This is a genomic window from Geobacter sp. SVR (genome assembly GCF_016865365.1).
GTDB lineage: Bacteria > Desulfobacterota > Desulfuromonadia > Geobacterales > Pseudopelobacteraceae > Pelotalea.
This window is the reverse complement of the sequence record NZ_AP024469.1, coordinates 4,500,733-4,524,257: the sequence shown is the minus strand read 5'-3', so window position 1 is coordinate 4,524,257 and position 23,525 is coordinate 4,500,733. Positions and strand designations below refer to the sequence as shown.

Below are 23,525 nucleotides of genomic sequence, written 5' to 3'. Positions count from 1 at the left end.
ACAGCACCATGTTCGGATTTGGTTTGCCTGAACTCAGCATCATCCTGGTCATCGTCGCCCTGATCTTCGGGGTAGGCCGCCTGCCTGAGCTGGGAGGCGCGCTGGGCAAGACCATCCGCAACTTCCGCAAGGCCTCGGAAGGCAAGGACGAGATTGAGATGAAATCCAGGGAAGCGTGACGCTTTCTGATCTGATCGACGAAAAAACGGCCTGCGTTCGCAGGCCGTTTTTTTCCGCTCTATGCGGCGAAATTTCACAGGGCTATCCACGGGATCGGGATATCCGTCCGGCCCATCCCGGATGGATATCCCGATGGGAAGCGCCGCTGCCTTACCCCGACGCCGGTGCCGTGTGGCACAGTCCTGCCGAGATCCAGGTTTCCCGGTGGGCCGGATGATCGCCCCCCAAGTGCATTACGCGATGACAGGCACCGCAATAGACCGGTTCCTGTATCTTTGCCCACAGCACGCTGTTTTCGCTGTCGCACCAGTCGCAGCACCAGTGATAGTAGTCTTCGTAAAGTCTTATTTTCATGAGTCCATACCTCCCGTTTTACCGGAAAGTATATACTTCAATTATTACAATCCCGTGGAAACCGGATAAACGTTGTGCAACATCTGCCGAATCAGACGCTCCCTCGGCGATATTTCTATTTTTCCACACAATATTAGTGATTTCGACACACGTTTGTAACACAATCATGTTACAAACGGATTACCGACCCGCCACATATCCGGTCATATCTGCAAGGAGTCACCCATGAAGCGCGTTTTGGTTATCGAGGACGAAAAGGACTTGGCCGAACTGCTGGCCTACAACATGGAAAAGGAGGGCTTCCAGGTCTCTCTGGCCCATGAGGGAACCACCGGCCTGGAAAAGGCCCTGGCCGAAAAGCCCGACCTGATCCTGCTGGACCTGATGCTGCCCGGCATGCTCGGCACCGAGGTGTGCAGGGCACTCCGCCGGGACCGGCGCACCATGCACACTCCGGTCCTGATGCTGACCGCCAAGGGGGATGAGATCGATCGGGTGGTCGGTTTCGAGGTGGGTGCCGACGATTATATCGTCAAACCTTTTTCCATGCGGGAGCTGACCCTGCGCATCAAGGCGGTCATGCGGCGCCTGGAAGTGGAGGAGCCGGTCCGGGACCTGCTGTCCGTGGGTGCCATCGCCATCGATAAACAACGGCACCTGGTAATGAGTGCAGGGCAGGAGGTGGAATTGACCAGTACCGAGTACAAGCTGCTGCTGTACCTGGCCGAGCGCATCGGGCGGGTCATCAGCCGGGAAAGGCTGCTTCAGGATGTCTGGAGTTACAACAATGCCGGCGACACCCGCACTGTTGATACGCATATCACCCGTCTGAGAGGCAAACTCGGCGCGCCGGGCGACCTGATCAAAACCGTGCGCGGTTTCGGCTACAAGATGGAGGAGAACTGACGATGCGCTTCAGAACCAAGTTGATGCTTTCCTACATCCTGTTCGTGGTGATGGTGTCCGGGGCTTATTACCTGTATTTCAAGCACAGCCTGACCACGGCAATGATCGAGGAGAGCCGCGCCAGCCTGATCAATCAGGCCATGCTGGCACGCCTGCTGACCGAACAGGAGGCGCAGTCCCACAAGCCGCAGCAACTGGCCGAGCGGGTGGGGAACGCCATTAGGGCGCGTGTGACGCTGATCGCTCCTGACGGAACGGTCATCGGCGATTCCGATGTGGGACAGGCCAATCTGGCGGAGCTGCAGAACCACCTGAATCGCCCGGAGGTGCAGGAGGCCAGGAAAACGGGCAGGGGCAGCGCGGTGCGCTATTCCGAGACCCTGCGCCGCAACATGCTCTACGTCGCTCTGGCCAGCGGCCACGGCTATCTGCGCCTGGCGCTGCCGCTCGAGTATCTGGATGAGGCGACATCAACGCTGCACGGGGTGCTGGGAGGGGTGGCGCTGCTGACGATCCTGGCGGCACTGGTGGTGAGCTATTTCCTGTCCAACCTGACCTCGCGCCCCTTGCGCGACATAGCCGCCGCTGCCGCACGCATCGGGCGCGGTGAGCCGGTAACCATCGACGCCGCCACCAGCGACGAGGTGGGGGAACTGGCCCAGGTGTTGAACGAGATGGCCAGCCGCATCGACAGCCAGGTCAAGAGCCTTTCCGCCGAAAAACAGCGTCTGGCAACCATCCTGCGCGGCATGGGGGAAGGGGTCATGGTGGCTTCAGTGGATGGCACCATTTCGCTGGTCAATCCCCCTTTCCGGAATATGTTCGGCCTTGCGGGGGACGTGGAAGGGCAGCGCCTGGTGGAGATTTCGCGTCACCCCGATCTGCTGGCGGCCTTTGACGACGTGCGGAGGACGCAGGGAGAGCTTGTGCGGGAAATCGTCCTGCCGGCCGGTGGGACCACCCTGCTGACGCACTGGGTCCCGCTGATGATCAGCGGCGGCAATCAGGGGGTGGTGGCAGTATTTCACGACATCTCAGACATGAAGAGGGTCGAGAACATGCGGCGGGATTTCGTGGCCAATGTATCCCATGAGCTGCGCACACCTGTCTCGGTCATCAAGGGCTATGCCGAGACGCTGCTGGACGGACTGATGGAGTCGGACCCGCAGCGGGCGGCCCGCTTCGTCGAGATCATCCAGCACCATTCCGAACGTCTGGCATCCCTGATCAACGATATCCTGACCCTCTCGCACCTGGAGTCGAACCAGGCCGCATTGGAACTTTTTCCGATGGATGTGGGGGGAACGATGGCCAAGGCCTGCATGCTGCTGGAAGAGGCGGCGCGCAGCAAGGGGGTCACCATCATCAACGAAGCGATGCAGCGGCAGTCGCGCGTCATGGCGGACCAGGGGCGTCTGGAACAGGTACTGATCAACCTGCTGGAGAATGCGGTCAAGTATACCCCCTCAGGAGGGACCATCCGGCTGTTCACGGAGGATGAGGGGGAATTCGTCCGCATCTCCGTGGCCGATACCGGTATCGGCATCCCCTTCAAGGACATCCCCCGCATATTCGAACGTTTCTACCGGGTGGACGAGGCCCGCAGCCGGGAACAGGGGGGCACCGGCCTGGGGCTGGCCATTGTCAAGCATATCGTTCAGCTCCACGGGGGAGAAGTTTCGGTCAGCAGCGAGCAGGGCAAAGGCTCGGTCTTTTCCTGCACCGTCAGAAAAGCGGATGTCCCGTAACGGCCGTTCGGTGCGGGCGCGGGAGTGCTGATTTTACCTACTATTTCCAAGGCCGTAACATCGCTGTAACAGTAATCTGCTATGGTGCGTGTATAATTTGTAACACACCACAAGGAGGAACAGTTTATGTTGAAGAAGACAGTTGCAACCGCTCTGCTGCTGCTTTCAACGGTAGCGGCGGCACATGCCGAAAAAGTGAAGGTCGATGCCAAGATCCCGACCTACAAAAGCACGGCCGGTGTGTCCGGCAACCTGAACAGCGTCGGCTCGGACACCCTCAATAACCTGATGACCTACTGGGCCGAAGGTTTCAAGAAGAAATACCCGAGCGTCAACATCCAGATCGAGGGCAAGGGCTCCGGTACCGCGCCACCGGCCCTGATCGCCGGCACCTCCCAGCTCGGCCCCATGTCCCGCGAGATGAAGAGCTCCGAAATCGAGCAGTTCGAGAAGAAATTCGGCTACAAGCCGACCAAGATCGGCGTGGCACTGGACTCGCTGGCCGTGTTCGTCAACAAGGACAACCCGATCAAGAGCCTGTCGCTGGACGAAGTGGATGCGATTTTCTCCAAGACCCACAAACGCGGACTGCCCGAAGCCACTACCTGGGGCCAGCTCGGGGTGACCGGGAAGCTGGCAGCCATGCCGATCAGCCTCTATGGCCGCAACTCCGCCTCGGGTACCTATGGTTATTTCAAGGAGCACGCCCTCAAGAATGGCGACTATAAGCCCACGGTAAAGGAACAGCCCGGTTCTGCTTCGGTTGTTGAAGGAGTTGCCAGGGACCTGGGCGGCATTGGCTATTCCGGTATCGGCTATGCCACCTCGGGCGTACGCGCCGTACCCCTTTCCGACAAGAAGGGTGGCCCCGTGGCCGAAGCAACCTACCAGAACGTACTTGCCGGCAAATATCCCATGAGCCGCATGCTCTACATCTACGTGGCCAAGAAGCCGGGCGAACCGTTGCCCAAAGTGGTGGAAGAGTTCCTGAAGTATGTGCTGTCCAAGGAAGGCCAGGAGATCGTCGTGAAGGACGGTTATGATCCCCTGACCGCCAACCTGGCCGCAGACCAGCTCAAGCACCTGAAATAAGCATCGCATCGCAAACCGTACGATCCCCTCCCGCCAGGGAGGGGAATTTTTTTGCCCGGACCTGTCATAATGAAAAAAAACTTTACCCTAGCTTCGCGCCGTCGTGACCGTATTGCCGAATGGCTGATCAAAATCGGCGGAGTGCTGGTGATCGTGTCGGTTGTCTGGATCCTGGTGATGATCGCCCAGGTCGCCCTGCCGCTCTTCTTCCCCCCCGGAGCAACCGCGGTGGCCGCTCCGCAGCTTGCGTCCCAGACCGGCCAGCCGCTGGCCCTCGGCATCGACGAAACTCGGCAACGGGTATTCACGATCGACCAGGAGGGGACCCTTCACATAATCGACACTGCCACCGGTGCGGTCGTGGAGAGCATGAGGGTTCCGGGAGCCCCTGCGCCGGGGCATAAGGTCGTTTCCATCGACCGGAACGGCAGCAGTACCTGTAATCTGCTGTGGGACAACGGCGCAGTGACGTCGCTGGCCGTTTCGTTCGGGTACGAACGGAAAGGGGACCATTCCACCGCGGTTTCCCACACGATTGCCGAAAATACGGAGATGTCCTTTCCGCCGCAGACTCCTGTTCCGCAACGCTCCTTTGTGCGTGCCATCGAAGGCAAGGGGGTCGTACGCGTCGATCTGACCCCTCACGGGGTGCTGGTGACGCATCGTGTGGTGGAGAAGGATTTTCTCGGCAACGAGAAGGTGAACAACAGCAGGGTTGAACTCAAGGACGCCGCACCGGCGCCCATTTCGGCCGCAGCAGTGGACCAGAAGGGACATTACCTGTACGCTGGCACCGAGCGGGGCGAGCTGCTGCGCTGGGACATCGCCGAAGCGGGGCAGGCCCGGCTGGTCGAAACCGTCAATGTAACCGCGGACAAACGGCCGGTCACGGCGCTGACCCTGGTACAGGGGGGCATCTCGGTCGCCATCGGCGACAGCAGCGGAGCCGTCTCAACGTGGTTCCCGGTCAGGACTTCCGGCTCAGGGGACGACAAGAGCCTGACCCGCATCCATCCCTTGCGACCGCATGCCGCAGCGATAACCGGAATCATCGCTTCACCCCGGGACAAATCACTGGTGTCTGCCGATGACCGCGGCACGATCCATATCGACCATACCACCGCTGAACGAAGCCTGTTGACGTTGCGCGTTGCCCAGTCGGCGGCAATGATGGCGCTCTCTCCCCAGGGGCATGCCCTGTGCGTGCTGGACAAGGCGGGAAAGCTGCACGTGTGGAAGCTGGACATCCCGCATCCCGATGTGTCGTTCGGCACCCTGTTCCGCAAGGTGTGGTACGAGGGCTATGAGCGGCCCGAGTTTGTCTGGCAGTCCTCGGCAGCCACCGACGATTACGAGCCGAAGATGAGCCTGGTGCCGCTGGTATTCGGCACGATCAAAGCGACATTGTTCGCCATGCTGTTTGCCGTGCCGCTGGCGCTGTTCGGCGCGCTCTACACCAGCCAGTTCATGTCGCCGACCCTTAAGGGGCGGGTCAAACCGGTGGTCGAGATCATGGCCGCCATCCCGTCGGTGGTGGTCGGCTTCCTGGCAGGACTCTGGCTGGCTCCGCTGATCGACCAGGTGGTACTGGCCTTCTTCACCAGCATCGTGCTGATCCCGCTGATGCTGTTGGTGACGATCATCTTCTGGCGTCAGATCAAGCCCTATTCCAAGCTGGGACGGATGCTGCGCGGCAACGAATTCGCCCTGCTGGTGCCGGTGGTGCTGATCGGCATCTGCCTCTCCTACCTGCTGGGAGGGGTGGTGGAGACGTACTGCTTTGGCGGGGATTTCAAACAGTGGCTGTTCAGCACCATGGGCATCCGCTACGACCAGCGCAACAGCATGATCATCGCCATCGCTCTCGGTTTTGCCGTGATCCCGATCATCTTCACCATTGCCGAAGATGCGCTCTCCAATGTGCCGCGCAATCTTTCGGCCGCCTCCCTGGCCCTGGGCGCCAGCCGCTGGCAGACCGCCTGGCGGGTGGTGCTCCCTTCGGCCCTGCCGGGGGTGTTTTCGGCCGTCATGATCGGCTTCGGCCGCGCCGTGGGCGAAACCATGATCGTACTGATGGCCACCGGCAACACCCCGATCATGAGCTGGAGCGTATTCAACGGACTGCGTTCGCTTTCGGCCAATATCGCGGTGGAGATACCCGAGGCGCCGCTGAACAGCTCGCTCTATCGGACCTTGTTTCTGTCTGCGGTGCTGCTGTTCGTCTTCACCTTTATCATCAACACGGCTGCCGAGGCGCTGCGTCAGCGCTTCCGCAAGAAGTACGGCCGATATTGAGCCGTGCGGCGGCTGAGTCCGGGAACGTCTGAATCCACGCCACCTCCCGTCCTGTACGCCTGAAAGGCCTCTGCCCCTGCATTCCGGCGGTTCGAGACATTCCGGCGACGGGCCGGCCGCTCCAGCGACTGTAACAGTACGGTGACGGCGGGCCCCGGCTTCTTTCAGGCGCACAGGCCGTCCGGCGACGCGGATTCAGACTCAATGGCGCAATGGCTGCAGGCAGTGCTTCTATTCAACAACTTCGCATACGAGGATATGCAATGACGAAATTCTGGAAAACCGGTGAGCCCTATGTGCTGTTTACAGGTGCCTCACTGGCGGTGATACTGGTCATGACCCTCACTCTGATCGGGGTGGTGTTCTTCAACGGGCTCGGCTTCTTCTGGCCCCGGGACCTGGTACGCTTCGAGCTGAAGGACGGCAGCGTGCTGCTGGGACAGGTCATGGCCAAGGACCGCAACCCGGTCAACGGCGCCCATCGCCTGCAGCTCAAGGTCTCGAACCGTGACCTGTACGGACAGGACTTCCGCTGGATCGATCAGCAGGATATCGTTGCCCGCAGCGTTCCTGCCGACGCGGTGCTGCTGGAACGCAGGGAGCATGGAAACTTCGTCGGTTTCGTGGCCGGGCTTTCCGCTGAGGGAATGAATGCGGGCAGCGACAAGGATCTGCCCCGCGCGGTCGAAAAGGCCCTTGCACAGGTGAAGGAAAAATTGGCGGCCGAAGAGGGCCTGCGTTCGCGGATGAACAGCCTCAACGAGCGGGCCGAACGCTTGCGGCTGAAGGTTCTCAGGCTGGAATACAAGGGGCGGGAGCAGCAGGCCGGCGAAATCGCCGAACTGACCGGCGAGCGCGAGAAACTGCTGGCGGAATTCAATACCCAGAACGACCAGCTCGGCGCCCGACACGCCGACACCGCCCGCAATACGGTCCAGATGAAGGATGCCGCCGGTGCGGTCAAGGAGATTCCCCTGGTGGACATCGTCCGCTTCCAGTTTCCCAACAGCATGTCCGTCATCGGCAAGGCAGCCGCCTATGTCGGCAAGGTCAGGGAACTGCTCCTGGACGACCCGCGGGAATCCAATACCGAAGGGGGGCTTTTCCCGGCCATCTTCGGCACGGTAATGATGGTGTTGCTGATGAGCGTGTTCTCGCTTCCCTTCGGTGTGGTTGCGGCCATCTATCTGCGGGAGTACGCCCACGACGGCTTCATGACCCGCATGGTGCGGATTGCGGTCAATAACCTGGCCGGCGTGCCCTCCATCGTGTACGGCGTGTTCGGTCTCGGCTTCTTCGTCTACGGCGTCGGCGGCGGCATTGATCGGCTGTTTTTCCCTGAACGGCTGCCCACCCCCACTTTTGGAACCGGCGGCATCCTCTGGTCGAGCCTGACCCTGGCGCTGTTGACCGTGCCGGTGGTGATCGTGGCCACCGAGGAGTCGCTGGCCTCCATACCGCGCGGCATCCGCGAGGGTTCCCTGGCCCTGGGCGCCACCCGCTTCCAGACTCTCACCAAGATCCTGCTGCCCATGGCAACTCCCGGCATCATGACCGGCCTGATCCTGGCCATGGCGCGCGCCGCCGGAGAGGTGGCGCCGTTGATGGTGGTGGGGGTGGTCAAACTGGCGCCGTCGCTCCCCTTTGACGGCAATTTCCCCTTTTTCCACATGGACCGCAAATTCATGCACCTGGGCTTCCACATCTATGACGTGGGATTCCAGTCACCGAATGTGGAGGCAGCCAAGCCGATGGTTTACATCACCACGCTTCTGCTGCTTGCCATCGTGATCGTCGCCTGCAGCACCGCCATCACACTGCGCAACCGGATGCGCAAGAAATACACCACAGCCAGCTTCTGACGGCATTAACACGCTTTTCGAGGATACCAGCATTATGACAGAACAGACCGACAACGCAGCAAAACCGCCCATCATCTCGGTTCGCGATCTCAATCTGTTTTACGGGGAAAAACAGGCGCTCAGGAACATCAACATTGATACCCACCGCAACCAGGTGACCGCTTTCATCGGCCCCTCGGGCTGCGGAAAATCGACCCTGCTGCGCTGCTTCAACCGCATGAACGACCTGATCGACACGGTCAGGATCGAGGGGAGCATCCGCCTCGATGGCGAAGAGATCAATGATCCGGCCACCGACGTGATCAGCCTGCGCCGCCGGATCGGGATGGTATTCCAGCAATCCAATCCGTTTCCGAAGTCGATCTACGAAAACATCGTCTACGGGCTGCGCATTGCCGGCAACAACAACAAGGCCGAACTGGACGAGACGGTCGAGCGGAGCCTGCGGGCAGCCGCCATCTGGAACGAGGTCAAGGACCGCCTGCACGATTCGGCCCTGGGGCTTTCAGGCGGCCAGGCCCAGCGCATCTGTATCGCCCGCGCCATTGCCGTGAATCCCGAGATCATCCTGATGGACGAGCCCTGCTCGGCGCTCGACCCGATCTCGACCCTCAAGATCGAGGAGCTGATCGAGGAGCTGAAGGAAAAATACACCATCATCATCGTCACCCATAACATGCAGCAGGCGGCCCGCGTCTCGGATGTAACCGGCTTCTTCTATCTGGGAGAACTGATCGAGGTGGGACCAACCAGGAAGATATTCACCAACCCGGAGAAAAAGCAGACCGAGGATTACATTACAGGGAGATTCGGCTAATGGAACGTGTACACATCAGCGCATCGTACGATGCGGAACTGAACGAACTGCGCACCAGGATTCTGGCAATGGGGGGCAAGGTCGAGATGATGATCGCATCATCCGTGAAATCCCTGGTGGACCGCGATACCACGCTGGCCGAGCAGGTGATCGCTTCCGACCACGAGGTCAACACGCTGGAGGTGGGCATTGACGAGAAGTGCCTGGAGCTTCTGGCACTGCGCCAGCCCGCAGCCCGGGACCTGCGCTTCATCACCCTGGCGCTCAAGATCGTGACCGACTTGGAGCGGATCGGCGACCAGTGCGCCAACATCGCCAAACGAGCCCGCGAGCTGAATGTGGACCCGCCGCTGAAACCCTATATCGATATCCCCCGCATGGCACGCTACGCAGAGATCATGCTGAAAGAGGCGTTGGACGCCTTTGTGCGGGGTGATGCCGAGCTGGCGGTCAAGGTCTGTCAGGATGACCAGTGTGTGGACGAACTCAATCTGCAGATCCAGCGCGAACTCCTGACCTTCATGATCGAGGACCCCCAGACCATCTCGCGCGCCATCAAGCTGACCCACATCTCCAAGTATCTGGAGCGGATCGCCGATCATGCCACCAATATCGCCGAAATGGTGATCTTCATGGTCAAGGGCAAGGATATCCGCCACACCATCGCCTGACAATTGCCGCATCCCGGGCATCGGCTCACCCTGAGCGGTGCCCTTTTTCAAATTTGTAGCCGACGCCGTACACCGACTGGATGAACTCGGTCTCCGGGCTGGCCGCAGCCAGTTTCTTGCGCAGTTTCTTGATATGGCTGTCAATGGTCCGGTCGGCCACGACCCGTTCGTCGGGATAGATGTGATCCATCAATTGCTGCCGTCCGTAAATCCTGCCCTGGTGCGTAGCCAGAAAGTGCAGCAGCTTGAACTCGACAAAGGTCAGATCGAGAATCTGTCCGTCAAGCACCGCCAGGTGGCGTGCTTCGTCGAGTTGAAGCCCTTGGGCCGGCACGGCCTTGCCCCCGCCGAGCCGTCTCAGCACGGCCTTGACCCGCGCCACCACTTCACGGGGACTGAACGGTTTGCAGATATAATCATCCGCCCCCAGCCCCAGGCCGAGCAGGCGGTCGATTTCTTCGATCCTGGCGGTGGTCATGATCACGGGTACGTCGGAAAAAGAGCGCAGCTCCCGGCAGACGTCGAAGCCGCTCTTGCCCGGCAGCATCACATCCAGCAGCACAAGCGCAGGTTTGTGCTCCCGCACCCAATCCGTTACCTCCGCACCGTTATTCAGGCTGGCGGTCCTGAAGCCATCCTGCCTGAGATAATCCGCCATCAGGCCGGCCAGTTTCTCTTCATCTTCGACAATCAGAATCATGTCGCCCATGCTCATTCCCATGCCCTCGGAAGTTCGATGCGGATCGACACGCCGCCGAGCGGCGATGCCTGGGCAATAATTTCGCCGCCGTGCGCCTGCACGATGTTGCGGCAGATGGCCAGCCCCAGCCCGGCCCCCCCGGTGGCACGGCTGCGTGACGATTCGACCCGGTAAAGACGATCGAACAGCCGTTCCAGTTCAGACTGCGGCACGCCGGGAGCGGAATCAGCCAGTTCGATCACGATCCGGTCTTCGTGCCGCTGCAGCGTCATGCGCACACTGCCGCCGCTGTCGGTGTATTTGAGCGAATTGTCGAGCAGGTTCGAAAACAGTTGCCTCAGCCGTTCCCGGTCGCCGAAAATGACCTCCCCCCCTGCGGAAAATTCCGTCCCGATCTCCACTTCCTTTGCGTGAAATCCGGCCCGATACGCCGCCACGGCCTCCTCCAGCAACGATACCAGATTCAGATGCTGTTTCCGGTAGGTAAGTGCTCCCACATCCGACAGGGACAACTGATACAGGTCGTCCACCAGCCGGCCCAAGCGCAGCACCTCGCTGTGCAGGGACCTGATCGTCTCCCGGTCAGGGTGACGGATACCGTCCTGGAGCGCCTCGATTTCGCCCCGTAGGATGGCGAGCGGCGTTCTCAGCTCGTGGGAGATGTCGGCCACCCACTGCTGCCGCGATCGCTCGCTCTGCTCCAGCGACAGGGCCAGTGAATTGAAATCCATGGCCAGCTGGCCGAACTCGTCGTGCGATCCGACCGGCACCCGTACCGCGAATCTACCGGCCGCCAGCTGGTGCGTGGCCTGTGCCAGTTCATTCAGCGGCCGTACCAGCCGTTTCGCCATGAACAGCGACAACAGGGCCGAAAGCAGCGTAATCACGGCGGCCTGGAGCGCAAGCCCCTGCTTCTGCTCTTTCAGAAACCGCTGATGCGGCATCTCCGCCAGATTGCTGCGCGGCAGAAGCCCCAGATAGCCCGCCACCCGCCCCTGATGCATGATCGGTATCGCCGGATTGCCGGCCGGTACGGAGGCGGTGCCGGCCACCGTTCTCCGTTCCGCATCAAGCAGAAACAGGCGCGCCTCAAAGTGGTGGGACGCGTGCGGCGGTTTCTGGCGCATGAAAGGGGGGGGCATTTTATTGTGGGACGGAGCAGCAGCCCCTTCCACAAAAGGCAGTGCGGGGAGGGGCGCTCCTTCCGGGAGGGACCGGACGATCAATGCCTGCCACTGTGTCGGATCGTTCCGCAGAAAGTCCCAGCTTTGTTCGCTGCGGTAGCGTTCTTCCAGCATACCTGCCAGGCGGGTCAGACCGGACTGGTCCATGGCGTTGATAAACTTGAGAAAGCCCCTGTCGATGCTCCATTTCGTGATCAGGGCCGAGCTCACGACCGCCAGACTGGCTGCCGTCAAAATGGCCAGAAACAGCTTGTAGCGTACGCCGACATGCATTGGGTATCCCTCCCGGACACGATATTCTTATCACAGGTGAGTCCTCCTGAAATGCGCAGATCGCAGCAGCGCCAAAATTTCCTCATTTCTTGCACATTTCTTCCTCATTTGTACCCGATAAGAGCTACTGAAAACGGTTGCCGGCTGCAGGAGAGGGGAGGTGGGGCGGGCAGGATTGAATGCGGCGACCGCCACTTTGAGAACGAAAGGAGCTATGAGATGACGGGATCGGTAAGCGGAGTCGGAGGAGGAATGAGCGCCTCCGCGCTGAAGCAGATGCAGGAAGAGATGTTCAAACGGGCGGACCGCAACAATGACGGTTCCATTTCCAAGGACGAGTTGAGCCAGGTGGCGAAATCGGGCGACAATCAGCAGGGAGGACCGAGTGTCGACGAAATGTTCTCGCAGCTCGATTCCGACGGCGATGGAGCCGTGAGCAGGCTTGAATCCGACGCGGCCATTGCCAAGGCCGGACAACAGATGCAATCACAGGGAATGCGCCCTTCGGGGCCGCCTCCCGGTCCCCCGCCGTCCGAGGAAGGCCAATCGTCGTCTGATTCGTCCCAGAGCGATGCCGACACGATCTTCGATGCCCTGGACACCAACAAGGATGGAACGGTCAGCCCGGCAGAACTGGCGGCAGCGCTCGATAATGCGTCGCAGACGAGTTCGACCACAACCACGACATCCTCCAACCCGAAATCGCTGATGGATGACCTCGGCACGGCCTTGCAATCGGGGGATCTGTCCGGTGCCAAGGACGCGCTGGCCGCTTTGCAGAAGGATGTGTCGGCCCACAATGGCGGCCGGAGCGACGATCCGTTCAGCAAGGATCTGCAGAGCCTGTCCGATGCCCTGGACTCGGGCAACGTTTCGGAGGCCAACAGCGTCTTTGCCGGCATTCAGGAAAAGATGTCCTCGCGGCCGGCACATGGGGGCGAACACAGGCATGCCCAGCAGGACGGTACACAGGATAGCGCGCAGGATGATGCCGCTGCCGCGACATTGCAGGCCATGCTCGACGCCATGGGCACATCGTCATCCGCAACGTCGGATTCCAGCACCAGTGATACCCTGAAAAGCATACTCACCGCCGCGCTGGGCAGCTACATGCAGCAAAGTTCCACCGGCTACTCTTCCTCCGGTTCGGTGAGCAGCATCCTGTCTGCCACGGCATGAACGGCGGCCATTACGGGCCGGTCCTCTTGCAGGGAGCCTCTCCAGAATGTCGAGCGACGGAGACATTCATGCCACGGCAGGAAACCGCGGCGTTCCGCTGAGAAATGCAGGGCAGTTTTCAGTGTTCAGCCTCCGGCACATCGTTGCCGGAGGCTGAACGTTTTCTGACCGATTCCGAAAGCAATTTCCCTCCGTTACACCAGCAGCGTCAACGGCTGTTCCAGGATCTCGCGCAACCGTCCCAGAAAACGGGCAGCATAGGCGCCATCCACGGCGCGGTGGTCGGCGCACAGCGTGGCCCGCATGGTGACCGCTACCGACAATTGGTTCGCGCGCGCCACCGGCCGTTCAGCCACGCTCCCCAGCGCCAGGACCCCCATCTGGCCCGGCACGATCAGGGCGTTGAAATGCTCCACCCCGAACATACCCAGGTTGGAGATCGAAAAGTGTCCGCCGCTGAACTCGTCGGCAGTCAGTCGTCCTGCGCGCGAACGCTCGGCCAGGCGCACCGCCTCGGCTTCGATTTCGGCCGGGGAGCGGCGCTGGCAGTCCCGGATGACCGGCACCAGCAGGCCCTCGTCCGGCAGCGCCACGGCAAACCCGATGTTGATCGGCGCGTCCCCGGCCACTCCCGGCAGCAGCAGGGGGAACTCCCGCAGCGCCACACAGCATGCTTTGAGCACCAGGGACTGGTATCCCACCCGCTTGTCCCCCTTCTTCAGCTCCGTGACGATCTCCCGGCAGGCCTCCATGCCGATTTCAACGGTAACGCTGAACTGCGGAATTTCCTGCCAGGAGCGGATCACCGTGGCTGCTATGGCCTGGCGCATGCCTGAAGCAGGGGTGACGGGAGCTGCAGTGGCCGTGGCAGGCTCGGCAATGGGCTGCTCCGGCGCTGGCGCCGGTACCTGCCGGTGCTCCGGCCTGCCGACGGTCGCGGCTAGCAGGTCTTCCTGCAGAATCCGGCCGTCCGGGCCGCTGCCACGGATATCGGCCAGGTTGATGCCCCGCTCCAGGGCCATATGGCGCACCATCGGCGATGCCTTGATATTCTCGCTTTCCGGGATTGAAAGGGGTGTGCTGGCCGGTTGTACGGGGGGCGTCTCCACCAGTGGTTCGTCCGGGTGGACCGGCTTGGGTGCAGCCGTCGGGGAAGGTTCCGCCGGCGGTTCTGCGGGAGAAGGCGCTGCTGCGGTCGGCTGCGCCGGTTGTCCGGCATCCGGCACCTGCTCCCCCGGTTCGCCGATCAGCCCCAGCACCGTCCCGACCGGTACGTTCTCCCCTCCTTTGGCCATGGTTTTCAGCAAGACTCCGGAGGCGAAGGCTTCCAGTTCCATGACCGCCTTATCGGTCTCCACCTCGGCGATCACGTCCCCCCGTTCGATCCGTTCTCCCACGTTCTTGCGCCAGCCGATGAAACTTCCCTCGGTCATGGTGTCCGACAGCTTGGGCATCCTGATCTCGACGGCCATCGCTTTCCCCTCCTCAATGCTTGAGGTTGCTGAAAAACAGCCATCTCGCCGCCGTCCTCAAAAGCCCTCTTGTGCGGGTGCGACGATCTGACTATTTTTGAGCAACCTGTTTTTCAGCCTATCTAGTAGCGGCCGGACATTACATCTTTGACTGCCTGAACGATCGTCTCCGTCTGAGGAATGCAGATCCGCTCGATCTTGCGCGAATAGGGCATCGGCACATCCAGCCCCGATACGCGTTTGACCGGCGCCTGCAGCCGATCGAAACAGCGCTCGAAGATGCGGCTGGCGATCTCGGCCCCCAGGCCGCAGGTGCGCCAGCATTCATCCACCACCACGGCCCGGCCGGTCCTGGTGGCCGAGGCGATGACGGTCTCTTCGTCCAGCGGCGCCAGGCTGCGCAGATCCACCACCTCGCAGGAGATCCCATCCCGCTCCAACTCCTCCGCTGCCTGCAGGGCCAGAATCGTCATGCGGGCATAGGCCACGATGGTGACATGCTCGCCCGGCCGTTTGATTTCGGCCTGGCCTGCCGGTATCAGGAACTCTGGATCTTCCGGCACTTCCCCCTTGCTGTTGTAGAGCAGTTCGTGTTCCAGGAAGATGACCGGGTTATTGTCACGGATGGCGGTCTTGAGCAGCCCCTTGGCATCGGATGGTGTGGCCGGATAGAGCACCCGCAGGCCGGGACAGTGCATGAAGTAGGTCTCCAGGCTCTGGGAGTGCTGGGCCGCCAGCTGGCTGCCCCCGCCGCCGGGCATGCGGATGGTCATCGGCAGGAAGGTCTGGCCGCCGAACATGGAACGGATCTTGGCCATGTGGTTGATGATCTGGTCCATGGCCAAAAGAGCGAAATTGACCGTCATCAGCTCGATGACCGGCCGCAGGCCCCCCATGGCTGCCCCCACCGCCACGCCGACAATGGTGTTCTCGGAGATGGGGGTATCCTTGACCCGTTCTTCGCCGAATTCGGCCAGCAGTCCGCGGGTGACCTTGAAGGAGCCTTCGTACAAGGCCACATCCTCCCCCCAGACCACCATCGACGGGTCGCGGCGCATCTCTTCCTTCAGCGCCAGATTGAGCGCATCACGGTATGTTAAAACGGACATGACCACCCTCCATACAACCGGACGTCTGCCACGGAGACACGGAGAAAATCGGTAACCCCTCCTGTCCTCTTTAGGCCCTGTGGGTCCCCTTAGTCTAAGGGGAGGACGCTTCGGCGGACTGCCGGTGGAATTTCAGCAGTGCCCTGACAGCACGTTCCCCCTCTTAGGATAAGAGGGGGACAGGGGGAGTTACGAATCCGACATATATGCAACACCCCTGTGTCTCTGCGTCTCTGTGCAGATGTTAGATTTTAAAATTCACACGTAAATATCGTTAAAGACCTCCGCATCCTCCGGCCAGGGGGATTGCTCCGCAAAGGCGACCGCCTCGTCTATGATCGTCTTGCAGCGGGCCTCGATGGCATCCAGCGCCTCCCGCGTGGCAATATCTTCCTGGATCAGGCGGCGGGCATAATTGGGCAAAGGGTCTCGGGTCTTCCATAGTTCATGTTCGGCTGCCGAGCGGTACTTGCCGGGATCGGACATGGAATGTCCCCGGAAACGGTAGGTGGTGGCTTCGATGAAATGAGGGCGGCCGGTTTCGCGGACTTTTTCGGCGGCATGCCTGACCGCCTTGTACATGGCGATCACGTCCATGCCATCCACTTTTTCGGAGGGGATATCATAGCCGCAGGTGCGGCGGTGGATCGAGGCGAGGGCAGAGGAACGGTGAAGTTCGGTGCCGATGCCGTAGAAGTTGTTCTCGCAGATGAACAGCACCGGTAGTTGCCACAGCTGGGCCCAGTTGAGGGATTCGTGGAAGGTGCCCTGATTGACGGCGCCGTCGCCGAAGAAACAGGCTGCGATGCGGTCCTCACCCCGATAGCGAGAGGCGAATGCCAGGCCGACCGAGATCGGAAATTGCCCCCCCACGATGGCGTAGCCCCCCATGAAGTTCAGCGAGGGATCGAAGAGGTGCATGGAGCCCCCCTTGCCCTTGCAGATGCCGGTAGCCTTGCCGAACAGTTCGGCCATCACCCGTCGCGGCTCCGCTCCGCGTACGATGGCCTGGGCATGCTCGCGGTAGGCGGAGAGGATGTAATCATCCCGGTGCAATCCCGCCGTAGCCCCGACCGCCACCGCCTCCTGACCGCTGTAGAGATGCAGGAATCCGGTGATGTGCCCTTTGGAGTACTGCTCGGCACACCGCTCCTCGAATTCGCGCGAAAGGAACATCTGCTCGTAGAGCCTGATCAACTCCTGGTCCGGCAGGACCCGGCGCAATGTCGTTTCCATGATCCCTCCCCGGCGAACGGCTTTCCCTATTATCCCATGTTACAAAGGCTTCGCAAGTTCACCGGGGCACGGCCCACTGGCGCTACAGTTTATGCAGGTTGCTGAATTCGCCCCACTCCAGGTACGTCCTCGGTTCTTCCACAAAGTCGTAGATGTTTTCGACGGTTGCCAGGTGCTTGCGCTCCTGTCTGGCCAGCAGCAGACAGAGTTTCTTCATCCTGGCATCCTGGCACTCCCTGGCCAGAAGGTCGAAAAACTCGATGGTTTCCTCTTCATCTTTGACCACATGACGAAAGGCGTCAGGGTCACGGTCCAGTTCGGCGTTCAGGTCGGCTTCGTTCAGCATTGGCCGGTAAGCACATACGCTCGCCTCAAGGGCGGTCAGTTCGTCGCTGGTCGGCCGCACTCTGCTGTTGATTTTCTGCAGCAGACCGATGTGTTTCTGTTCCTCATCCGCCAGCAACGAGAACAGGCGTTGCAGTTCCGTGTCTCCTACTGCCTCAGCCAATCGCCGGTAATGCGCGTGAGTCCCTTGCTTCATGGCGATGGTGCATTCGATGATGTTCATACATCCTCCTTTCCGTCTGGGGCCGGGGCCTCAAACGGCGCTGTGTCTGAATAATGATACCATGATCGGGTTTGTTAACAAAAGCGGCCTCACAAAGGCGCGGAACCGGGCAATCACATTTTGTTGACTCATGACGGTGAACCAAGTAAGTTACACAGGTTAATCTTGGAGCTTCCGCATGGTACGCGCATACCTGTTTCTGTCGCTGTTCATCCCTCTTACCTTTCTGTTTGCGGCCAGCGCGCTGCTGTGCAGCCTCGTGGATGCCAGCGGTCGGGCCTATGCCTTTCACGCGCGCTGGTGGGCGCGTCTTTCCCTCGGGCTGGTTCATGTTCCGGTGGTCGTGCGGGGCGCCCGGAATTTGCCGGACGGACCGGTGATTTTCATGAGCAATCACCAGAGCAATTTTGACATCCTGGCACTCTTGGCCTCAATGCCGCGCCAGATCAACCTGATCGCCAAGAAGGAGCTGTTTGATATCCCGGTGTTCGGGGCTTCCATGAGACGGGGGGGCTATATACCCCTGGATCGCAGCGACGGCCGCCAGGCCCTGAAGAGCATGGACAGCGCCGCCGCTGTGATCCGGTCCGGCAAGAGCGTGGTCATGTTTCCCGAAGGAACCCGTTCGCTCGACTGCCGGTTGCTGCCCTTCAAGCGGGGTGGTTTCCTGTTGGCACTCAAGGCCGGCGTGCCGGTGATTCCCGTTACGATCAACGGCAGCGGCAGGGTCAATCCGGCCGGACGAACCAGGATTTACCGCGGTGCAATCACCATCACGCTCCATCCGGCGGTAATGCCTGCGTCCGCCGCATCACGGTCCGAGGCTGAAAACCGGTTGATGGAACAGGTCCGGACTGCCATCGGTTCGGCACTGGAGGTCTGATGTACGCAGGCATCAAATACATTCCCCTGATTATCTGCGGTCTGGCCGCGGTGGTATGGGGCCTGCCGGCGGCCCATCGCCTGAGCCCTCCCAAGGATATCCTGGCCGCCTGCGCAGTGCTGGCCGGCGTGATAGTAACGGCGATCGGCATCCTGCTTGTGTGCGTACCGCACTTTTTCGGCTGAGGCCGCTTGAGGGTCGTACCAGAGGTCGAGAAGGTTTTATGACAGAGCGTGTCAGATATATACTGCTGAACGGGGTTGTGATCGTAGTCCTGTGCGGCCTGCTGTTCACGGCTACCACTTGGTGGCGGCTGCACCAACAGTTCGCCCTGGGGGAGGCTGCTCTGCAAAGGGGCGATTTCACCGGTGCGGTGGCTGGTTACGAATCAGCCATCCATATGTTCGTTCCCTTTGATCCCACCATCGAACAGGCCGCCCGACAGCTCTGGAGCCTTGGCGAGCAGAGCGAGCGCCAGGGAGACATCGCCCGGGCGCTGATCGCCTACCGCGCCCTGCGTAGCTCCTTTTATGCCGCCCATTGGCTGAAAACACCGGGGCAGGACTGGATCGAACGTTGCGACGAGAAGATCCGCGCCCTGGTGCCGCTGCTGCGGGAACGTTAGCAGACAGCTGGAAAACCGCTACGGGGCTCAACGAAGAACAGCAGTTTCCCGCTCCCTTGTTCGTTGTACCGTGCATCCTTGAGTCCTCGTCACGTTTTCCAACAGCTTGGCCCATCAACTGCAACCTGAAAGAATTCCCATGACTGAATCGACAGCGACAGCCGCTCTCAACATCATCCCCCTGGGGGGACTGGGCGAGATCGGCATGAACATCATGGCCTACGAATGCGGAGACGACATCGTCATCGTCGACTGCGGCCTGATGTTTCCGGAACCGGACATGCTGGGGATCGACTACGTCATCCCGGACATAACCTGGCTCAGGGAGCGCAGCGACAAGGTCCGCGCCATCTGTCTGACCCATGGCCATGAGGACCATATCGGTGCGCTGCCTTTTGTCCTGCAGGAACTGAACGTCCCGGTCTACGGCTCGGCCCTGACCCTGGGCTTCGTCAATGAAAAACTGCGGGAATACAAACTGGATGGCGCCGTCGAGCTGGTCACCGTCCGGCCGCGCGAAACGGTCGAGCTGGGATGTTTCCGGGTGGAGTTCCTGCGGGTGGCGCACTCGATCGTGGACGGCTGCGCCCTGGCCATCACGACCCCGGAAGGGGTAGTGATCCACACGGGCGACTTCAAGATCGATCACACCCCCGTGGACGGCCAGCTGACCGACCTGGCGCGTCTCTCCCGCTATGGCGAAGAGGGGGTTTTGGCGCTCTTGTCCGACTCCACCAATGTGGAACGCGAGGGCTTCACCCTTTCGGAGAAGTATGTCGGCGAGGCGTTGGCCGAGATCTTCCCCAAGTGCCGGGGGCGCGTGATCGTGGCCGCCTTTTCCAGCAGCATTCATCGCGTGCAGCAGGTGGCGGACGTGGCCATCCGCAATGGCCGCCGGATTCTGCTGAACGGCCGCTCCATGGTCGCCAACGTGCGCATCGCCCGGGAACTGGGCTATCTGACGATTCCGGACGAAGCGCTGATGGACCTGCGGGAGCTCGAACACCTGCCGCCGGAACAGGTCTGCATCATCTCCACCGGCAGCCAGGGAGAGCCGATGTCGTCGCTCATCCGCATCGCCATGGACGACCACAAGCAGATCAAGCTGGCCAAGGGTGACACGGTGATCCTCTCCTCCCGCGTGATCCCCGGCAACGAGCGCACCATCTCGGAGCTGATCAATCACCTCTACCGGCGCGGGGCCGAGGTCTACCATGAACGGGTATCGGAGGTACACGTTTCCGGGCATGCCAGCCAGGAAGAGCTCAAGCTGATGCTCAACACCGTTCAGCCGCGCTTTTTCATTCCGATCCACGGCGAATACCGCCATCTGATCAAGCATATCCAGCTGGCCCAGCGGGTCGGCATTCCCGAAGAGCGCTGCCTGCTGGCCACCAACGGCGATGTAGTTTCCTTTTATGCCGAAACGGCAGCGATCGTCGAAAAGGTCGAGTCGGGACGGGTATTCGTGGACGGCAAGGGGATCGGCGATGTGGGCGCCATCGTGCTGAAGGATCGCAAGCATCTTTCAGAGGACGGCATGGTGGTGGTCATTATCGGCATCAACCAGACCAGCGGCGCCATCATCCATGGACCGGACATCGTTTCGCGCGGGTTCGTTTTCGAGGACGAGAGCCGGGACTATCTGGAGGAGGCCCGGGCGGTCGTGACCGCCAGCCTGGATGAGTTGAACGAGGAGATGCGCTGCGATTGTGAAGAGGTCAAACAGGCGGTACGCCAGGCGCTGCGGCGTTTTTTCAAGAAGACCATCGAGCGCCGTCCGGTGATCCTGCCGGTGATCATGGAGATGTAGCCCTTCGTTGCCCGGCCATCGTGCCGGTTTTCAGAGCGCAAAACAAAAAGGCCGCATCCGAAGATGCGGCCTTTTCTGTAACCGGTGAAGAAAAAATTACTTAGCAGCAGGAGCAGCAGTTGCAGCAGGAGCTTCTTCTTTCTTCGGCTCAGCAGCTTTCTTAGCTTTTTTGGCTTTTTTCTTCTTAGCCGGTTTCTTCTCTTCTTTTTTCACTTCGCCAGCAGCAGGAGCTTCGGTAGCAGCCGGAGCAGCCGGCTTGGCAGCGTCAGCAGCGAAAACAACGGCGGAGAAGGAAACGGCTACGAGGGTGGCGATGATGCTGGATACGATCTTTTTCATTGGTGATGCCTCCAAAAAGAGTGGTGTAGATTATGACCGAATAATTGCAGAAGCTGTGCCAGGTTTAGATTTATTTGTAAGTAGTTGAAATATAGCCGATTGCATCTTAAGGCATGTACCGGCCTCTCGAGCTTATACCGCAAACGAGGTATTCGGTGCCTCTCCAGAGGAAATGCGGTATGGCATCCCTCACCATCAACCCGGTTGACGGGTGAGAACAAAAAGATGAAGATAAGAAACATTTGCTTCCGGCACTGGTTCCCGGAGCCGCATCAATCATTTCCCGGAGTTATCGTGGCACTTCTCACGCTTCGCAATATCGGACTGGCATTTGGCGGACCGCCGCTCTTCGACGATCTCACTCTGCAGATCGAACCGGGGGACCGGCTGTGCCTGCTGGGGCGCAACGGCACCGGCAAATCGACACTTTTGAAACTCATTGCCGGAGAACTGGCGGTCGAACAGGGGGAGGTCATCCGCCAGCAGGGGCTGCGGGTTTCACTGGTCTCCCAGGAGCCTCCTCCGGGATTATCCGGCAGCGTGTTCGATGTGGTCGCTTCCGGCATGGGCAATGCGGCCCAGCTGCTGGCCGAATACCACCATGTGGCGCATCAGTTGTCGCTGGAAGGGGACGAGACGCTGCTGGACCGGCTGAATGCGCTGCAGCACGCGCTGGAAGAGTGCGGTGGCTGGCATCTGCATCAGACGGTGAACCAGGTCCTGGATCGTTTGCAGCTTGACCCGGATGCCGATTTTTCCCTGCTCTCCGGCGGCACCAAACGCCGGGCCCTGCTGGCCCATGCCCTGGTGTCCGCGCCCGATATCCTGCTTCTGGACGAACCGACCAACCACCTCGATATCGATACGGTGCTCTGGCTGGAGGACTTCCTGCTGCGCGAGGTCAGGACCGTGCTGTTCGTGACCCATGACCGTGCTTTTGCGCGGCGATTGTCGAACCGGGTGGCTGAACTGGACCGCGGCCGGGTCTATGCCTTTGCCTGTGGTTACGATGCCTTTGTCGAACGCCGCGAGGATTTGCTGGCGGCGGAGATCATCCGCCAGGCACAGTTCGACAAGAAACTGGCTCAGGAGGAAGCCTGGATCCGCCAGGGGATCAAGGCGCGCCGGACCAGGAACGAAGGGCGCGTCAGGGCGCTGCAGAAGATGCGCGATGAGCGCCGCCAGCGGCGCGAACGGGTCGGCACGGCCAGGATCCAGTTGCAGGAGGCCGATCGTTCCGGCGCGTTGGTGGCCGAGGCCGATAAGGTTGCTTTCAGCTATGACGGCCGGCCGGTCATCCAGGCCTTCTCCACCACGATCATGCGCGGCGACCGGATCGGGATCATCGGCCCCAACGGCTCGGGCAAGACTACGCTGCTGCGGCTGCTTCTGGGGGAGCTGGCACCGCAGCAGGGCACCATCAGGCTCGGTACCCGGCGTGAAGTGCTCTACTTCGACCAGATGCGCGAACAGCTGGACCTGAACAAAAGCGTGCAGGACAATGTCGGTGACGGCAACGATACCCTGCTCATCAACGGAGCCAGCCGCCACATCATAGGGTATCTGCAGGATTTCCTGTTTTCACCGGAACGGGCCCGCAGCCCGGTCCGCATCCTCTCCGGCGGCGAGCGCAACCGGCTGCTGCTGGCCAAGCTGTTCACCAAGCCCTCCAACGTACTGGTCATGGACGAGCCGACCAACGATCTGGACGCGGAAACCCTGGGGCTGCTGGAGGACCTGCTGCTGGACTACCCCGGTACGCTGCTCCTGGTCAGCCATGACCGTGATTTCCTGAACAACGTCGTGACCAGTACCCTGGCGGTGGGGAGCGGAGGAGAGGTGCGGGAATACGTGGGGGGCTATGATGACTGGCAGCGCCAGGCCGCTTCCGAGACTGCGCCTGCGGTTGCACCGACCTCCCGCACGGCTGCAGAACGTGCCCGTCCCCAGAAGGAGCGCCCCCGCAAGCTGAGTTTCAAGGAGGAGCGCGAACTGGAGGCTCTACCGGAGAGGATCGCCGCACTGGAAGAGGAACAGCAGGGGCTGCATGTCCGTTTGTCCGACCCCGATTTCTACAAATCGGCGGGGGGAGAGATTGTGACAGTCAATACGCGTTTGTCGGAGCTGGAGGAAGAGCTGGTGCGTGTTTATCAGCGTTGGGAGGAACTGGAGGAACTGAAAGGATAGGGAGGATCACCGCCCGCTATCACCATCAAACA

General features: G+C 60.7%; 22 protein-coding genes. 14 read left to right on the top strand and 8 right to left on the bottom strand.

Annotated elements, in window-relative coordinates; all coding sequences use genetic code 11:
- Window positions 1-8 precede the first annotated feature (8 nt).
- Entirely contained in the window at window positions 9-179 is a 171-nt protein-coding gene (locus GSVR_RS21070) for a twin-arginine translocase TatA/TatE family subunit (RefSeq protein WP_173197571.1), read from the top strand.
- Between the two features lie 151 nt (window positions 180-330).
- Here GSVR_RS21070 and GSVR_RS21065 read toward each other — a convergent pair whose 3' ends face one another.
- Window positions 331-534 (bottom strand): hypothetical protein, encoded by a 204-nt coding sequence (locus GSVR_RS21065; protein WP_173197569.1) that lies wholly within the window; start codon window positions 532-534, stop codon window positions 331-333.
- Window positions 535-759: 225 nt separating this feature from the next.
- Here GSVR_RS21065 and GSVR_RS21060 point away from each other — a divergent pair, with 225 nt between their 5' ends.
- The 7 genes from GSVR_RS21060 to phoU all read left to right on the top strand — a co-directional run bounded on the left by GSVR_RS21060 (window position 760) and on the right by phoU (window position 9,925).
- Window positions 760-1,440: a response regulator transcription factor gene (locus GSVR_RS21060; protein ID WP_173197567.1), complete on the top strand. Its 681-nt coding sequence runs from the start codon at window positions 760-762 to the stop codon at window positions 1,438-1,440.
- A 2-nt stretch (window positions 1,441-1,442) separates the two neighbouring features.
- Window positions 1,443-3,188 (top strand): ATP-binding protein, encoded by a 1,746-nt coding sequence (locus tag GSVR_RS21055; RefSeq protein WP_173197565.1) that lies wholly within the window; start codon window positions 1,443-1,445, stop codon window positions 3,186-3,188.
- Window positions 3,189-3,314: 126 nt separating this feature from the next.
- Window positions 3,315-4,280, top strand: coding sequence for a PstS family phosphate ABC transporter substrate-binding protein (locus tag GSVR_RS21050; RefSeq protein ID WP_173197563.1), 966 nt, complete (start codon window positions 3,315-3,317; stop codon window positions 4,278-4,280).
- A gap of 69 nt (window positions 4,281-4,349) precedes the next feature.
- Window positions 4,350-6,575, top strand: coding sequence for an ABC transporter permease subunit (locus GSVR_RS21045; protein WP_173197561.1), 2,226 nt, complete (start codon window positions 4,350-4,352; stop codon window positions 6,573-6,575).
- Window positions 6,576-6,838: 263 nt separating this feature from the next.
- Window positions 6,839-8,437, top strand: a complete 1,599-nt coding sequence (gene pstA, locus GSVR_RS21040) for a phosphate ABC transporter permease PstA (RefSeq protein ID WP_173197559.1) — start codon at window positions 6,839-6,841, stop codon at window positions 8,435-8,437.
- Between the two features lie 34 nt (window positions 8,438-8,471).
- The gene (pstB, locus tag GSVR_RS21035; RefSeq protein ID WP_173197557.1) at window positions 8,472-9,254 is read left to right on the top strand and encodes a phosphate ABC transporter ATP-binding protein PstB; all 783 of its coding nucleotides are present in this window, start codon (window positions 8,472-8,474) and stop codon (window positions 9,252-9,254) included.
- Complete coding sequence (phoU, locus tag GSVR_RS21030; RefSeq protein WP_173197555.1) at window positions 9,254-9,925, top strand: phosphate signaling complex protein PhoU; 672 nt, start codon at window positions 9,254-9,256, stop codon at window positions 9,923-9,925. The genes pstB and phoU overlap by 1 nt, the downstream gene beginning before the upstream one ends.
- A 25-nt stretch (window positions 9,926-9,950) precedes the next feature.
- On the opposite strand, the gene GSVR_RS21025 is transcribed toward phoU, so the two are convergent.
- Window positions 9,951-10,634 carry a response regulator gene (locus tag GSVR_RS21025; protein WP_173197553.1) on the bottom strand — a complete coding sequence of 228 codons (684 nt, stop codon included), beginning with the start codon at window positions 10,632-10,634 and terminating at the stop codon, window positions 9,951-9,953.
- Between the two features lie 2 nt (window positions 10,635-10,636).
- On the bottom strand, window positions 10,637-12,082 hold the full coding sequence (locus tag GSVR_RS21020; RefSeq protein WP_173197551.1) for an ATP-binding protein: 1,446 nt from the start codon (window positions 12,080-12,082) through the stop codon (window positions 10,637-10,639).
- Between the two features lie 219 nt (window positions 12,083-12,301).
- Here GSVR_RS21020 and GSVR_RS21015 point away from each other — a divergent pair, with 219 nt between their 5' ends.
- On the top strand, window positions 12,302-13,261 hold the full coding sequence (locus GSVR_RS21015) for an EF-hand domain-containing protein (RefSeq protein ID WP_173197549.1): 960 nt from the start codon (window positions 12,302-12,304) through the stop codon (window positions 13,259-13,261).
- 194 nt (window positions 13,262-13,455) lie between these two features.
- Here the strand turns inward: GSVR_RS21015 and GSVR_RS21010 are convergent, their stop codons facing one another.
- The 4 genes from GSVR_RS21010 to GSVR_RS20995 all read right to left on the bottom strand — a co-directional run bounded on the left by GSVR_RS21010 (window position 13,456) and on the right by GSVR_RS20995 (window position 17,646).
- Window positions 13,456-14,733, bottom strand: a complete 1,278-nt coding sequence (locus tag GSVR_RS21010; RefSeq protein ID WP_173197547.1) for a dihydrolipoamide acetyltransferase family protein — start codon at window positions 14,731-14,733, stop codon at window positions 13,456-13,458.
- Between the two features lie 122 nt (window positions 14,734-14,855).
- Entirely contained in the window at window positions 14,856-15,842 is a 987-nt protein-coding gene (locus GSVR_RS21005) for an alpha-ketoacid dehydrogenase subunit beta (RefSeq protein WP_173197545.1), read from the bottom strand.
- Window positions 15,843-16,100: 258 nt separating this feature from the next.
- A complete protein-coding gene (gene pdhA, locus GSVR_RS21000; RefSeq protein ID WP_173197543.1) occupies window positions 16,101-17,078 on the bottom strand; it encodes a pyruvate dehydrogenase (acetyl-transferring) E1 component subunit alpha in 978 nt (325 codons plus the stop codon).
- Between the two features lie 82 nt (window positions 17,079-17,160).
- Window positions 17,161-17,646, bottom strand: coding sequence for a ferritin family protein (locus GSVR_RS20995; RefSeq protein ID WP_173197541.1), 486 nt, complete (start codon window positions 17,644-17,646; stop codon window positions 17,161-17,163).
- A 178-nt stretch (window positions 17,647-17,824) separates the two neighbouring features.
- Here GSVR_RS20995 and GSVR_RS20990 point away from each other — a divergent pair, with 178 nt between their 5' ends.
- The 4 genes from GSVR_RS20990 (at window position 17,825) to GSVR_RS20975 (ending at window position 20,967) form a co-directional block, all read left to right on the top strand.
- A complete protein-coding gene (locus GSVR_RS20990) occupies window positions 17,825-18,529 on the top strand; it encodes a lysophospholipid acyltransferase family protein (RefSeq protein WP_173197539.1) in 705 nt (234 codons plus the stop codon).
- Entirely contained in the window at window positions 18,529-18,714 is a 186-nt protein-coding gene (locus GSVR_RS20985) for a hypothetical protein (RefSeq protein ID WP_173197537.1), read from the top strand. The genes GSVR_RS20990 and GSVR_RS20985 overlap by 1 nt, the downstream gene beginning before the upstream one ends.
- A gap of 38 nt (window positions 18,715-18,752) precedes the next feature.
- A complete protein-coding gene (locus tag GSVR_RS20980; protein WP_173197535.1) occupies window positions 18,753-19,154 on the top strand; it encodes a tol-pal system YbgF family protein in 402 nt (133 codons plus the stop codon).
- A gap of 139 nt (window positions 19,155-19,293) precedes the next feature.
- Entirely contained in the window at window positions 19,294-20,967 is a 1,674-nt protein-coding gene (locus GSVR_RS20975) for a ribonuclease J (protein ID WP_173197533.1), read from the top strand.
- Window positions 20,968-21,063: 96 nt separating this feature from the next.
- On the opposite strand, the gene GSVR_RS20970 is transcribed toward GSVR_RS20975, so the two are convergent.
- Window positions 21,064-21,306 carry a hypothetical protein gene (locus GSVR_RS20970; RefSeq protein WP_173197531.1) on the bottom strand — a complete coding sequence of 81 codons (243 nt, stop codon included), beginning with the start codon at window positions 21,304-21,306 and terminating at the stop codon, window positions 21,064-21,066.
- Between the two features lie 294 nt (window positions 21,307-21,600).
- Here GSVR_RS20970 and GSVR_RS20965 point away from each other — a divergent pair, with 294 nt between their 5' ends.
- Window positions 21,601-23,493 (top strand): ATP-binding cassette domain-containing protein, encoded by a 1,893-nt coding sequence (locus GSVR_RS20965; protein WP_173197529.1) that lies wholly within the window; start codon window positions 21,601-21,603, stop codon window positions 23,491-23,493.
- Window positions 23,494-23,525: the final 32 nt, after the last annotated feature.

Excerpts from the sequence above, each read along its gene's own strand:
- GSVR_RS21070 (WP_173197571.1), top strand. The coding sequence starts at position 9 with ATGTTCGGATTTGGTTTGCCTGAACTCAGCATCATCCTGGTCATCGTC.
- GSVR_RS21065 (WP_173197569.1), bottom strand. The coding sequence starts at position 534 with ATGAAAATAAGACTTTACGAAGACTACTATCACTGGTGCTGCGACTGG.
- GSVR_RS21060 (WP_173197567.1), top strand. The coding sequence starts at position 760 with ATGAAGCGCGTTTTGGTTATCGAGGACGAAAAGGACTTGGCCGAACTG.
- GSVR_RS21055 (WP_173197565.1), top strand. The coding sequence starts at position 1,443 with ATGCGCTTCAGAACCAAGTTGATGCTTTCCTACATCCTGTTCGTGGTG.
- GSVR_RS21050 (WP_173197563.1), top strand. The coding sequence starts at position 3,315 with ATGTTGAAGAAGACAGTTGCAACCGCTCTGCTGCTGCTTTCAACGGTA.
- GSVR_RS21045 (WP_173197561.1), top strand. The coding sequence starts at position 4,350 with ATGAAAAAAAACTTTACCCTAGCTTCGCGCCGTCGTGACCGTATTGCC.
- pstA (WP_173197559.1), top strand. The coding sequence starts at position 6,839 with ATGACGAAATTCTGGAAAACCGGTGAGCCCTATGTGCTGTTTACAGGT.
- pstB (WP_173197557.1), top strand. The coding sequence starts at position 8,472 with ATGACAGAACAGACCGACAACGCAGCAAAACCGCCCATCATCTCGGTT.
- phoU (WP_173197555.1), top strand. The coding sequence starts at position 9,254 with ATGGAACGTGTACACATCAGCGCATCGTACGATGCGGAACTGAACGAA.
- GSVR_RS21025 (WP_173197553.1), bottom strand. The coding sequence starts at position 10,634 with ATGGGCGACATGATTCTGATTGTCGAAGATGAAGAGAAACTGGCCGGC.
- GSVR_RS21020 (WP_173197551.1), bottom strand. The coding sequence starts at position 12,082 with ATGCATGTCGGCGTACGCTACAAGCTGTTTCTGGCCATTTTGACGGCA.
- GSVR_RS21015 (WP_173197549.1), top strand. The coding sequence starts at position 12,302 with ATGACGGGATCGGTAAGCGGAGTCGGAGGAGGAATGAGCGCCTCCGCG.
- GSVR_RS21010 (WP_173197547.1), bottom strand. The coding sequence starts at position 14,733 with ATGGCCGTCGAGATCAGGATGCCCAAGCTGTCGGACACCATGACCGAG.
- GSVR_RS21005 (WP_173197545.1), bottom strand. The coding sequence starts at position 15,842 with ATGTCCGTTTTAACATACCGTGATGCGCTCAATCTGGCGCTGAAGGAA.
- pdhA (WP_173197543.1), bottom strand. The coding sequence starts at position 17,078 with ATGGAAACGACATTGCGCCGGGTCCTGCCGGACCAGGAGTTGATCAGG.
- GSVR_RS20995 (WP_173197541.1), bottom strand. The coding sequence starts at position 17,646 with ATGAACATCATCGAATGCACCATCGCCATGAAGCAAGGGACTCACGCG.
- GSVR_RS20990 (WP_173197539.1), top strand. The coding sequence starts at position 17,825 with ATGGTACGCGCATACCTGTTTCTGTCGCTGTTCATCCCTCTTACCTTT.
- GSVR_RS20985 (WP_173197537.1), top strand. The coding sequence starts at position 18,529 with ATGTACGCAGGCATCAAATACATTCCCCTGATTATCTGCGGTCTGGCC.
- GSVR_RS20980 (WP_173197535.1), top strand. The coding sequence starts at position 18,753 with ATGACAGAGCGTGTCAGATATATACTGCTGAACGGGGTTGTGATCGTA.
- GSVR_RS20975 (WP_173197533.1), top strand. The coding sequence starts at position 19,294 with ATGACTGAATCGACAGCGACAGCCGCTCTCAACATCATCCCCCTGGGG.
- GSVR_RS20970 (WP_173197531.1), bottom strand. The coding sequence starts at position 21,306 with ATGAAAAAGATCGTATCCAGCATCATCGCCACCCTCGTAGCCGTTTCC.